This is a genomic window from Amycolatopsis sp. cmx-4-54, from assembly GCF_046548895.1.
Classification (GTDB): domain Bacteria; phylum Actinomycetota; class Actinomycetes; order Mycobacteriales; family Pseudonocardiaceae; genus Amycolatopsis.
Map to the genome: position 1 here is coordinate 60,555 of NZ_JAEBEJ010000013.1, position 12,312 is coordinate 72,866.

The following is a 12,312-nucleotide window of genomic DNA, read 5'->3' on the forward strand; positions in this document are numbered from 1 at the left end:
GGTTTACGATCAAGATCATGCGATTCGCCATCAAGACTTCGCCGCAGGACACCGTTTGGTCCGACATGCTCGCCGTCTGGCAGGCCGCCGACGAAATCGAACTCTTCGAGTCCGGCTGGACCTTCGATCACTTCTATCCCATTTTTTCGGATTCGACCGGTCCGTGCCTGGAAGGGTGGGTGACGCTCACCGCGCTCGCGCAGGCCACGAAACGGCTCCGGCTGGGCACGCTGGTCAGCGGGATCCACTACCGTCACCCCGCGCTGCTCGCGAACATGGCCGCGACACTGGACATTGTTTCCGGCGGCCGTCTGGAGATCGGCGTCGGCGCGGGCTGGAACGAGGAGGAATCCGGCGCGTACGGCATGGAACTCGGCACCATCAAGGAACGCAGTGACCGGTTCGAGGAGGCTTGCGAGGTCCTCGTCGGCCTGCTGACCCAGGAGACCACCACGTTCCAGGGCGAGCACTACCGGCTGACCGACGCCCGCTGTGAACCGAAGGGTGTGCAGAAGCCGCATCCGCCGATCTGCATCGGTGGCAGCGGCGAGAAGCGGACCCTGCGCACGGCCGCCAAGTACGCCCAGCACTGGAACTTCGTCGGCGGCACGCCGGAGGAGTTCGCGCACAAGCGTTCGGTGCTGCACCGGCATTGCGCGGACATCGGCCGGGATCCGAGCGAGATCACGTTGTCCTCGCACGTGCGTCTCGGCACGGACGGTGACTACGCCAAGGTCGCCGCGGACGTCGAAGCCCTCGGTGAAGCGGGCCTCGACCTGGCGATCATCTACCTGCCGCCGCCGCACACCCCCGCCGTGCTGGAGCCACTGGCGAAGGCGCTCGAACCGCTGCGCTGAGGGCCATGGAGTCGTGCGTGGTAGGTGGCGTTCTCCGCCACCTACCACGCACGATCCCCGGGGCAGATGTCACCGTCGACCGCGCCGCCGATGCTGATGCCGTCGGTACGGTTGTCGACCTTGTAGTGGAGGTCCCCCAGTTACCGTTCGGCGATACCCAGATTTCTTTCCAGCACTCGTTGCTCGGGTACCGATCATATCCCCATACGGTCACACCGGAACGGTTCCAGATCGACGAGGTCTCGTCGCCGTACCCTGTCGCGCCGATGTTGTAGAAGTCGTTGGCGACGTACGCGCGGCCCCAGCCGCCGTTTTCGTGGCGGGCCCCGTAATGCCTGAAGTAGCAGAACTCAAGATAGCTGCAGCCCAGATGTAGTAGTCCGAACCCGCTGGTGGCAGGTCAGCCGATGGCCTCGCGGCCGCCGTCCCGGTGCAGGCCGGCATGACCACGACGACAAGGCAGGCGATTCTTCGGAAGAAGGATCTTCTCACGATGACTCCAGCACGTAGTAGTGGAAAATTCAGAGAAATCGGCGGAACTTCGCGGAATTCGGAATTCGTCGGTTCCGATATGGGGCGGTTTTCGGGTTGTCTGAAATGAGCGGATTCTGGCAAGGGCGTGGAGCCTTCGGTGGTACCGCGGGCAGGCGTCGTCGTGCCGCTTCGAGTGCACGGCCAGGCGCTCGCCGGGACACGTGCTGGGCCTGGCCCGTTGCGGAACCGGCCGGTCTCGCTATACGGTGACAGAACTAGAACAGGTTGCAGTTCTGCACGGTGGGCTGACCGAGGAGCGGACATGGCGAACAGGGCTGCGCGCGGCGACGAGGCCGACTACGTGGTCGTCGGATCGGGCAGCTCGGGCGCCGCGATCGCCGGCAGGCTGGCGGAGTCCGGGGCCAGCGTGATCGTGCTCGAGGCGGGCAAGAGCGACGACAAGCTGCTCGTCAGGAAGCCGGGGCTGGTCGGCCCGATGCACGCGGTGCCCCAGCTGAAGAAGCCCTTCGACTGGGGTTACTACTCGGTGCCGCAGAAACATGTTCTCGATCGGCGGATGCCGGTGCCGCGCGGCAAGGTGGTCGGCGGCTCCAGCTCCATCAACGGCATGGTCTACGTCCGCGGCAACCGCGCCAACTTCGACTCCTGGGCCGCCGAGGGCAACAAGGGCTGGGACGCGGACAGCGTCAACGCCGCGTACAAGCGGATGGAGGACTTCGAGGACGGCGAGAGCGAGTTCCGCGGCGCGGGCGGGCCGATCCGGGTCACCCGCAACAAGACCCCACAGGAGGGCACGCTCCAGTTCCTCCAGGCGACCGCCGAGGCGATCGGCTGCGAGATCCTCGACGACTACAACGCCGAGTCCCAAGAGGGCGTCAGCCGGATGCAGCAGAACGCCGCCGACGGCCTTCGGTACAGCGCCTCGCGCGGCTACATCCACCAGCTCGCGCCGGCCACGCTGCAGGTCCAGTCCGGGGTGCTGGCGAAGAGGGTGCTCATCGAGAACGGCCGTGCGGTCGGCGTCGAGGTCGTCGACGCGAACGGGGGACAGCGAACGCTGCGCGCGGGCAAGGAGGTCATCCTCTCGGCGGGCTTCGTCGGGTCCGCGCATCTGCTGATGCTGTCCGGGATCGGGCACGCCGAGCACCTCAAGGAGCACGGCATCGACGTCGTCGCGGACCTGCCGGTCGGCGACAACCTGCACGACCACATGTTCCACGCGCTGACCTTCCGCGCGTCGTCGAGCAAGAACCGGGGTACGCCGCCGTACTTCGCGCGCGGCCTCGTCAGCGAACTGCTGCGGCCCGGCACGACGTTCCTGGCGAACTCGGTCTTCGAGGCGGTCGCCTTCCTCAAGACCTCCCAGGCCGCCGAGGTACCCGATCTCCAGCTGCACCTCTTGCCGTGGGCGTACGTGACCCCCAACCAGGACGCGCCGATCCGGCACGACGTCGACAAACGGCCCGCGCTCACCGTGCTGACCACGCTGATCTACCCGAAGAGCCGCGGCACGCTGCGCCTCGCTTCGGCCGATCCCACGGCGGCGCCGCTCATCGACCCCCAGTACCTGTCCGACCCGGCCGATCTCGAAGTGCTCGCCGAGGGCTCGGAGATGGTGCGCGAGATCTTCGCGTCGGGCGCTTTCAACGGCTCGATCAAGGAAGAACTGCACCCGGGCAAGTCGCTGCGGGGCCAGGAGTTGCGCGACGCGATCCTGAACCGTGCGACGTCGGTCTACCACGGCGTCGGTACCTGCCGGATGGGCGTCGACGAACTCGCGGTCGTGAGTCCTGATCTCAAGGTCCGCGGTGTCGACGGCCTGCTGGTCTGCGACGCCTCGATCATGCCGTCGATCACCGGCGGCAACACCAACGCGCCCGCCATCATGATCGGCGAGATGGGCGCGCAGCTCGTCCTCTCGGACTCGGGTGGCGGAGCTGAGCCATGACCGGAAAAGGGACCGGATGCGTGAACCGGCCGCGGGTTCACCAACAGCCACTCGGACAACTGACGGAAAGAGGGCCATGACCGTCACACCGCTCGCGCTCACCCGTCCGGCGTCGGTGACCGACGCGCTCCTGCGGCGGCTCGCCGCCCGCGTGCCGGGCTCGTCCGGCGCGACCTGGAAGCTCACCGAGGTCTACACCGGTGACGTGCTCGTCGAGCTGCCCCAGTCGACACCCGCCGACATCGAGCAGGCGTTCACCACCGCGCGCGCCGCGCAGGAGAAATGGGCCGCCACCCCGCTCAAGCGGCGGCTGGAGGTGTTCAACCGAGCGCACACGCTCTTCGTCGACAACGCGCCGGCCGTCACCGACCTCATACAGGCCGAGAGCGGCAAAAACCGGCGAATGGCGATCGAGGAGACCTGCGACCCGGCGATGGTGATGAGCCATTACCTCACGCGGGCCGCCAAACTGCTGGCGCCGACGAAACGCGGCGGACCGGTCCCGTTCCTGACCACGTCCACCGAGATCAGGCAACCCAAGGGCGTGGTCGGCATCATCGCGCCGTGGAACTTCCCGTTCGCCACCGGCATTTCCGACGCCATTCCGGCGTTGATGGCCGGCAACGCGGTGGTGCTGAAGCCCGACAACAAGACCGCGCTGTCCCCGCTCTACGGTGTCGAGCTGCTGGAGCAGGCCGGGCTGCCGAAGGGTCTGTTCCAGGTGGTGTGCGGTGAAGGCCCGGACGTCGGCCCCACGCTCATCGACCAGGCGAACTACGTGATGTTCACCGGTTCCACGGCGACCGGCCGGGTGATCGGCGAACGGGCGGGCCGCAACCTCATCGGCTGCTGTCTCGAACTCGGTGGCAAGAACCCGATGATCGTGCTCGAAGACGCCGACCTCGCCGAGACCGTGCAGGGCGCGATCTTCGGCGCTTTCGGCAACACCGGGCAGATCTGCATGCACATCGAGCGGATCTACCTGCCGGAGTCCCGGTACGACGAGTTCAAGAACGCGTACGTGGCCAAGACCAAGGTGCTCGACGTCCGCGCCGCCTACGACTTCGGGCCGGACATGGGCTCGCTTGTCTCCGTCGACCACATGAACCGGGTCAAGTCCCATGTGGACGACGCCGTCGCGAAGGGCGCGACCGTCCTTTGTGGAGGAAAGCCGCGGCCCGACCTCGGCCCGGCGTTCTTCGAACCGACGATCCTCGAAGGCGTCACGAAGGACATGCTCTGCGGCGTCACCGAGACCTTCGGACCCGTGGTCGCACTGCACAAGTACCGCACGGTCGACGAGGCCGTCGCGTTCGCCAACGACACCGAGTACGGCCTCAACGCCTCGGTCTGGGGCGCCGACGTCGGCGCCGCGCGCGCCGTGGCGGCGCGGATCGAGTCCGGCAACGTCAACATCAACGACATCCTGGCCACCGCGTACGCCTCGAAGGGGACGCCGTCCGGGGGAGTCAAGAACTCCGGCGTCGGTGCCCGCCACGGGGACCAGGGCCTGCTCAAGTACACCGACGTGAAGAACGTGGCGGTGCTCAAGAAACAGGTCATGGGTCCCCGCGGCGGCCAGACCTACGAGAAGTACGTCGAGGGGATGCTGTCCGGGCTGAAACTCATGCGGCGGCTGCGCATCCGTTAGACGTCGTCGGTGTGCTGCGGCGCGGCCAGCACACAGGCGATGCTCAGCACGCACATCCCGATCAGCAGGCCGATCGCCGGCCAGATACTGCCGGTCGCCTGGAACAGCAGCGTCGACACCAACGGCGAGAGGCCACCGAAGAGCGCGCCAGCCAGCTGATACGACAGCGAAATGCTCGTGTAGCGCGCCCGCGGGCGGAACATCTGCGACAGGATGGCGGCGATCGGGCTGTAGGTCGCCGTCATCGCCAGGCGCATCGCCACGAACGCCGCGATGATCAGCGCCGCGTTCTTGGTCGAGAGCACCAGGAACTGCGGAGCCGCGAGCACGGCGACGCCGATCAGGCCGATCACGACCACCCGCACCCGGCCGAAGCGATCGCCGAGCCACGCCGCGCCGAAGCTGACGACCAGTTCGACGAACGCGGCGATGGTGAGCGCGTTGAGCACGAGCGATTCGGAGACGCCGACGGCCGGATCGGTCGCGTACGCCGTCGCGAAGGTGGTGACCAGGTAGTAGCCGCCGACCGCGACGGGCAGCACACAGATGCCCAGCAGGATCGGCTTCCAGTTCGTCCGGACGGCGTAGAGGAGGGGAACGCCGGCTTCTTCGGCGGTTTCCTCGAAGACCGGCGACTCCTCGACCTTCAGGCGCACGATGAGGCCGACGCCGATGAGCAGCACGGACGCGAAGAAGGGAATCCGCCAGCCCCACGTGGTGAGCCATTCGGTGCCGCCGATGCTCAGGAGACTGAACAGGCCGGTGGCCAGCAGCGCGCCCGCCGGGTTCCCCGCCTGCGCGAAGGCACCGTAGAAGGTCTTCTTGCCCGGTGGCGCGTGTTCGACGGCCATGAGCACGGCGCCGCCCCACTCACCGCCGACGGCGAGACCCTGGACGAACCTGAGCACCACGAGCAGGATGGGCGCCCACGTGCCGATCTGCGCGTATCCGGGCAGGCAGCCGACGAGGAAGGTCGCCGCACCCATCATGGTCAGGGTCACCACGAGCGCGGTCTTGCGGCCGACCCGGTCACCGACGTGCCCGAACACGATGCCGCCGAGCGGCCGGGCGAAGAAGCCGACCGCGTACGTCGCGAAGGCCGCCGCGATCCCGGTCAGCCGGTCGCCGGTTTCGGGGAAGAACACGGTGCCGAAGACCAGGCTCGCCGCCGTGGCGTAGATGTAGAAGTCGTACCACTCGATCGTGGTGCCGACGAAGGCCGCGAGCCCGGCTCGGCGGGCGCGGCGAAGCGAGTGGGTGCCGGTCTGGACGGTCATCGGGCCACCTCGCCGTCGATCCAGGTTTCCACCACGCGGATACCGGCGATCCGGTCCGGAGCGCAGGTGAGGGGATTCTCGCCGAGCAGCACGAAATCGGCGCGTTTGCCGGGGGTGATCGAGCCGAGGTCGCGCTCGCGGCCGAGCACCCTGGCACCGGCGATCGTGTGCGCGGCGACGGCCGACCGGACGTCGATCAGCAGTTCGTCGCCGCCGAGCCGGTGACCGCGGCGGGTCGTCCTGGTCACCGCGGTCTGGATGGCTTCGAGCGGGTTCGGCTCCGCGACCGGGGCGTCCGAGCTCAGCGTGACCGGGACGCCCGCCGCCTGGAACTCGCCGAGGGGGTTGAACCGCTCGCCGGGGGTGCCGACGGCGTCGGTGACGCCTTCGCCCCAGTTGTAGTAGTGCTGCGGCTGGTTGACCGGATGGACGCCGAGCACGGCCATGCGCTTGATCTGCTCCGGGGACGGCAGCCCGCAATGCTCGATGCGGTGCCGGGCCTCCGGCCGGGGATTCCGCTGCTGAGCGTCCTCGATGGCGTCGAGCACCATGGCGATCGCGTCGGGGGACTGGGCGTGGGTCGCGGTCTGGAGCCCGGCCTCGTGCGCCTTGCCGATCAGCGCCGAGTAATCCTTCGGGTCGTGGTACAGCTGCCCGGTGCGGCACGGATCGCCGACGTAGCCGTCGGGGAAGTACGCGGTCCAGCCGCCGAGCGTGCCGTCGGCGTAGAACTTGATGCCCGCGAAGGCGAGGCGAGTGGTGCCGAAAGCGCCGTGCAGCCCCATTTCCAGGGCCTGGTCGAGCAGATGCGACAGCAGGTACATGTGCACCCGGGTCTTGAGCTGCCCGGCTTCGTCCAGCCGCAGATACATGTCGAATTCGCGGCGCGTCACCTGGGCGTCGCCGATCGCGGTCACCCCCGCGGCGAGGAATTTCTCCTGCGCGGCGGCCAGTTGCCGCGCGTGCTCCTCCGGCTCGTCCTCGAGGTGGAAGTTCGGCCCGTGCCGCCCGACCTTCACCCCGGTGACGCCGGTGAGGATGTTGCACGCCGCGTCCGACAGTTCCCCGGTGAGTTCACCGTGCTCGTCACGGAAGAACACCCCGCCGTCGGGATCCGGGGTATCCCGGGTGACGCCGTTGCTCCGCAACGTGAAGCTGTTGACCACGCCGCCGTGCCCGCTCGCGTTCATGAGGTAGACCTCGCGGTCTTCGGCGACCGCGTCGAGTTCCTCCTTGCGGGGGTGGCGTTTCTCGGCGAGGTTGCGGTGCTCGTAGCCGTAACCTCGGACGGGCCTGCCCGCCGGGGTGTTCTCGGCCGCTTCGCGCAGCAACGCGACGATCTCGGGAATGGTCGACGCGCGCTCGGGACCGCAGTCGACCCAGGTCATCATCTGCCCGTACATCAGGGGATGCGCGTGCGGATCGACGAAACCGGGCAGAAGCGTGCCCGGCAACCGCCGCACCTCCGGCTCGGGACGGCCGAGGCCCGCCGCGCGGGCGCGGCACTCGTCCACCGAGCCGACGGCGGCGATCTCCTCGCCGAACACGAGTACCGCTTCGGCGCCTTCGGTGGCGTCGTCGACGGGCACCAGTTCGTCGGGAAGCAGGATCGTCGCTCTCGCGTCGAGGACTGAACGATCGAGGGGCAGCAGACGCATCGCGCGGACTCCAGGGATTCGACGGTGAAGTGGGGCGAAGGTAAGCGACGAAAACCGGGAGCGCAATCAGATCGTTCGTATACGTACAGTGTTCACGATCGATATGCCAGGGTTCATGGACAGAACGTGCTATCTCGGCTGTCGTGTGCGCTTCCGGCCGGTGATATGGTGCCGTGTGCCACCGGAAATTCAGCAGAGGAGAACCGCCGTGGACAACGCGTTAGTCGCGGCTTTGCGCGCGGACGGCCGGATGAGCGTGGCCGATCTGGCCCACCGCGTCGGGGCGTCACGGTCCGCCGTATCGGCGCGGCTGGAGCAGCTGAAGGCCGACGGATCACTCAACGTGGTCGCGGCGGTCCACCCCGAGTTCCTCGGCCTGACCGCGTACGCGCATCTCGCGATCCGCACGTCGGGCCGTTCGCGGGCGACGACGGACGCCATCGCGGCGCTGCCCGCCGCGGCGTTCGTCTCCGCGGTGAGCGGGGAGTACCAGACCGTCGCCGAGCTGCGGTTGCCCGATTCCCCGGAGCTGTACCGCACGGTGGCGGACATCCGCGGCCTGCCGGAGGTGGAGCAGGTCAACACGCTCGTCTATGTGGACGTGGTCAAGGGCCTGTTCATGCCCGGCCGCCCGCTGCCGCCCTGGCTGCGGCTCGACGACCGCGACCTCGCGATCATGCTGCGATTGCAGGCCGACGGCAGGGAAAGTTACGCGCGCATCGCCGAGCACGTCGGGCTTTCGCCGTCGGCCACCCGCACCCGCGTGCGCTTCCTCGTGGAGCACGACGTCATCCGGATCGCGCCGGTGCTCAGCCGTGCCCGTCCGGACGCCGGTCTGGTCTGCGGGATCGGCCTCACCGTGCGAGGCGCCGGTGACTCCGTGACAGCGGCGCTCGCCGCACGCGACGACACGGAGTTCCTCGCCAGGACCATCGGCCGGTTCGACGTCGTCGCCACGATCGCGGCGCAGTCCGCCCGCGACCTCGACCGGGCGCTCGAAGAGATCAGCGGCAGACCCGATGTCGTGACGGCGGAGACCTGGGTCCACCTCCGCATCGCCAAGGAACGGTACGAGTGGCCGTTGCCGACCGCGGACGAACTCGCGCGGCGTTAGTCGTTGTCCCGCAAGGATTTCCGGATCTCGTTCTTGAGCGCCCTTGTCGATCTTGGACCGGGAAGGTCCGGCCAGATCAGGATCTCCTTGGGGTTTTAGTCGGTGTCCTTTGAGTCTGTTCGATGGTCGTGGTGAGGGCTGATTCGAGCTGGGCCGCGGGTCAAGTCACTGCGTGCTGTTCTCCTTCTTGTCGGATCGGGTTCTGTTCACTCTTGCTTTGTCCTGTGGTCTGGCAGCGGTGTTGAAAGTAAGCGCTTACTGGTGGCTCACACTGGCTGCGTGTGTTGAAAAGGAAGGGAGATAGTTAGCAGCCGGAGTTTGCTCGACCGTTACCGGATCCGGTTGGATTGGGGACGTCGGATCACTCTTCAGTGGTAAATGTGCACTTTCATTGTTGCTTAAAATTACGAACATGTGTTCGATTAGTGTGGGGTATTATGGAGGGGTGTCCGAGACTTTCCTTCCTGAGTTGCCGCAGGAGTTGTGGCGTGCTGGCAAGCTGGAGCTTGCGCATGGTGTGCAGCAGTCTTTGCGGGTGATCAGGATGGCTACCGCCGGGTTGGGGCAGTATTTGGCGGAGGTCGAGTCTCGGGGCGTCAAAGACTTGTACGGGTATGGGTCGACGGCTGCTTGGTTCGCGGATGTGGCGGGGTTGTCGCGTGGTGAGGCTCAGCCTGTGGTGAGCCGGGCGCTGGCGTTGAATCCGACCCGAGCGTTGGATGGCACCGAAGTTCCCGCTGTCGCACCGGTTACTGCTGCGGTGGCTGCGGAGGGGTTGGTCGGGGATGAGCGGGTCGATCAGATTCTGGAGTTCTTGAAGAAGCTCCCGGCTGAGACGTCTGTTGAGGATCGGGCGGGTGCGGAGAAGATTCTCGCGACTCTCGCCCGCGAGGCTGGTCCCCGGCAGCTCGCGGACGCCGAACAGAACCTGCTTGGGTTGCTGGATCCGGACGGCAACGAGCCGAAGGACCCGGAGCCGAAGGAGCCGCGCCGGGAGATCACGCTGGAGCGGCGTAAGGACGGGTTCTGGAAGCTGACCGGTCTCCTCGATGACGAGACCGGTGCCCGCACTCACGCCGCTCTCGAGGCGTATGCCCAGCCCCGCCCAGTGGACGAGTTCGGCCAAGCCGACCTGCGGATGAAATGCGAGCGCATGGGAGACGCGTGGGTCGACATCCTCGACCTCGCCATCGCCTGCCCCGACCAACCCGGCACCAACGGCTACCGGACCCTGGTGCATGTCACCATCGGACTGGACGAACTCAAGTCCGGTCTCGGGACCGCGTGCCTGGATTTCGTCGGGACGATGACCGCGCGGGAAGCGAGGCTCGCTGCTTGTGACTGCCTCATGCTGCCGGTCGTGATGAGCGCCGCCGGGGAACCCCTCGACGTGGGACGGCTGCGGCGGTTCGTCACCCCCGGCCAACGCCGTGCACTCAACATCCGCGACGGCGGCTGCGCCTTCCCCGGCTGCCACCAGAAACCCAAAAACTGCCACGCCCACCACATCCATCACTGGGCAGACGGAGGACCGACGGATCTCCGCAATCTGGTGCTGCTCTGCGGCTTCCACCACCGATTGATTCATCACGGCGACTGGGAAGTCCGGATGGCCGCCGACGGATTACCGGAATTCATCCCGCCCCAATACCGGGATCCGCTCCGACAACCCCGCCGTAACACCCTGCATCACGTCTGACCCCCGAGGAGCCCGCCAGCCACACCGGCGACGGGCCCCTCGCCATGCCCGCACCCCACAGGAACGTCCGGCTTATCGCCAAAGCCTGGACCCATCACGACACCTGTCACCACGTCGGACCCGAGGTGCACATCGGCCACTCCGTGCACCGGGAAATCACGCTTAGACTGCGGTCATGCAAGGTGGTCAGGTGCCGCTCTGGACGACACTGGCAGTGGCGCTGCTGGGAGTTACGGGCGTGGTCGCAGGGCAGCTCGTCAATGCCCATCGTGAAGACCGACGCTGGCGCAGGGAGCAAGTCCGCGAAGAGCTGCGTTGGGCCCGTGAGCGGCAGCGATGGACCGATGAACGTGAACTCGAGACTGAGCGGTACTGGCGTGATCAACGTCTTCGGATCTACACAGCCTTCCTTGCTGCGATCTCCAATGTGCGGGTGGAAATGAGATACGCCGGTGACACGCTTCGAGACGGTGGAGAACTCGACCGAGCGCGTCATGAACGTCTCCTCGACCTCGCCGCGACCGCCGAGACCTTTACGCACCGTTGGGCGTGGTCGGTCCCGCCGATGTTCGTGACCAGGCCACTGAGCTGATCCGCGTATTCGCGGAGAACCTCGCCAGCCTCCTTGACGGTCATCCGGTGGACACAGCGCCTCTGCTCGCGCTGGTGCGGAACTTCACCGTGACCACCAGGTACGTCCTCGGTACCGAACCGGAAGACCTCACCGGCCACTCAACAGAACGATCTGAGTCCCCCTGACCACACCCCTCCGACACCACGCCACCAGCCCCGCCACCGCGGCCGAACCAGCCGCCGTCGCCTGCGCTCCATGGCGCGCCAGCAACGCCTGAGCGGCGACGAGTTCGTCGTCGTCCACCGCGTGCACGGCACCGCCGGAGCCGTCGATGGCGGCCAGCGCGTCGGGACCGTGAAGGGCGTGCCAGTTCACCAAGGGCTCGTTGTGCTCCGTCGTGACGACCGCGTCGCGAGGCAGTGTCCGGTACGGGCCCGGCCAGCTCGTCACGATCGGGTTGTTGCCGGGGGAGCCGACGCCATGGAGGGTCACCGGCCAGCGAAGTGCCCGAAGTCGCCGGTGGGCGGCGACGATCGTCGTGCCGTTTCCGACGGGGATCCACAGGGACGCCGGCTCGGGGCCCAGCTTTCGGTGCAGCGTATCGATGACGTGGCCGTGTCCTTCGAGGATCACGTCCTTGTACGGCCCGTCGACGTTGCCGTCCATCGCGCCTTCGGAGCGCGCGATGCGGTGGGAGGCGTCGACGGCGTCTTCGTAGCCACCGGGAACCAAGCGGACGTCGGCTCCGGTCGCGGCGGCGAAGGCGCCACCGTCGCCCCAATCGGCGGGCAGTACGACGGTGCAGCGCACGCCGGCCGCCGCGCAGGCCGTCGCCATCGCCCGGCCGTAGCTGCCGCACGAGCCGACGACGACCCGATCGTGGCCTTCGGCGAGAGCGCGGGCCACGATCGCGTGGGCGGCGGGTTCTTTGTGGCTGCCGGAGGGGTAGTGGGTCTCGTCCGCGAGGACCACGCGGATCCCTGGCAGCAGGTCTTCCGCGGGGGCGGGTATGGAGATCTGAGGTAGCACGAAACCGTTC

General features: G+C 67.4%; 9 protein-coding genes. 6 read left to right on the top strand and 3 right to left on the bottom strand.

Annotated elements, in window-relative coordinates; all coding sequences use genetic code 11:
• Window positions 1-17: 17 nt before the first annotated feature.
• From ACLJQ7_RS34530 to ACLJQ7_RS34540, 3 genes are all read left to right on the top strand, one after another.
• Complete coding sequence (locus ACLJQ7_RS34530; protein WP_410652353.1) at window positions 18-857, top strand: LLM class F420-dependent oxidoreductase; 840 nt, start codon at window positions 18-20, stop codon at window positions 855-857.
• A gap of 796 nt (window positions 858-1,653) precedes the next feature.
• Entirely contained in the window at window positions 1,654-3,300 is a 1,647-nt protein-coding gene (locus ACLJQ7_RS34535) for a GMC family oxidoreductase (protein ID WP_410652354.1), read from the top strand.
• A 76-nt stretch (window positions 3,301-3,376) separates the two neighbouring features.
• A complete protein-coding gene (locus ACLJQ7_RS34540; RefSeq protein WP_410652355.1) occupies window positions 3,377-4,951 on the top strand; it encodes a succinic semialdehyde dehydrogenase in 1,575 nt (524 codons plus the stop codon).
• Here ACLJQ7_RS34540 and ACLJQ7_RS34545 read toward each other — a convergent pair.
• Both ACLJQ7_RS34545 and ACLJQ7_RS34550 read right to left on the bottom strand, forming a co-directional pair.
• Window positions 4,948-6,228, bottom strand: coding sequence for an MFS transporter (locus ACLJQ7_RS34545; RefSeq protein ID WP_410652356.1), 1,281 nt, complete (start codon window positions 6,226-6,228; stop codon window positions 4,948-4,950). The genes ACLJQ7_RS34540 and ACLJQ7_RS34545 overlap by 4 nt on opposite strands.
• Window positions 6,225-7,886, bottom strand: coding sequence for an amidohydrolase (locus ACLJQ7_RS34550; protein ID WP_410652357.1), 1,662 nt, complete (start codon window positions 7,884-7,886; stop codon window positions 6,225-6,227). Before ACLJQ7_RS34550 ends, ACLJQ7_RS34545 begins: the two co-directional genes overlap by 4 nt.
• 208 nt (window positions 7,887-8,094) lie before the next feature.
• On the opposite strand from ACLJQ7_RS34550, the gene ACLJQ7_RS34555 reads away from it, so the two are divergent.
• From ACLJQ7_RS34555 to ACLJQ7_RS34565, 3 genes are all read left to right on the top strand, one after another.
• Window positions 8,095-9,000, top strand: coding sequence for an Lrp/AsnC family transcriptional regulator (locus tag ACLJQ7_RS34555; protein WP_410652358.1), 906 nt, complete (start codon window positions 8,095-8,097; stop codon window positions 8,998-9,000).
• A gap of 445 nt (window positions 9,001-9,445) precedes the next feature.
• Complete coding sequence (locus ACLJQ7_RS34560) at window positions 9,446-10,699, top strand: DUF222 domain-containing protein (RefSeq protein WP_410652359.1); 1,254 nt, start codon at window positions 9,446-9,448, stop codon at window positions 10,697-10,699.
• Between the two features lie 190 nt (window positions 10,700-10,889).
• A complete protein-coding gene (locus ACLJQ7_RS34565) occupies window positions 10,890-11,291 on the top strand; it encodes a hypothetical protein (protein WP_410652360.1) in 402 nt (133 codons plus the stop codon).
• 129 nt (window positions 11,292-11,420) lie between these two features.
• On the opposite strand, the gene ACLJQ7_RS34570 is transcribed toward ACLJQ7_RS34565, so the two are convergent.
• Window positions 11,421-12,302: a pyridoxal-phosphate dependent enzyme gene (locus ACLJQ7_RS34570; protein WP_410652361.1), complete on the bottom strand. Its 882-nt coding sequence runs from the start codon at window positions 12,300-12,302 to the stop codon at window positions 11,421-11,423.
• Window positions 12,303-12,312: the final 10 nt, after the last annotated feature.

Coding starts and splice junctions, on each gene's coding strand:
- ACLJQ7_RS34540 (WP_410652355.1), top strand. CDS start 3,377: ATGACCGTCACACCGCTCGCGCTCACCCGTCCGGCGTCGGTGACCGAC.
- ACLJQ7_RS34545 (WP_410652356.1), bottom strand. CDS start 6,228: ATGACCGTCCAGACCGGCACCCACTCGCTTCGCCGCGCCCGCCGAGCC.
- ACLJQ7_RS34550 (WP_410652357.1), bottom strand. CDS start 7,886: ATGCGTCTGCTGCCCCTCGATCGTTCAGTCCTCGACGCGAGAGCGACG.
- ACLJQ7_RS34535 (WP_410652354.1), top strand. CDS start 1,654: ATGGCGAACAGGGCTGCGCGCGGCGACGAGGCCGACTACGTGGTCGTC.
- ACLJQ7_RS34530 (WP_410652353.1), top strand. CDS start 18: ATGCGATTCGCCATCAAGACTTCGCCGCAGGACACCGTTTGGTCCGAC.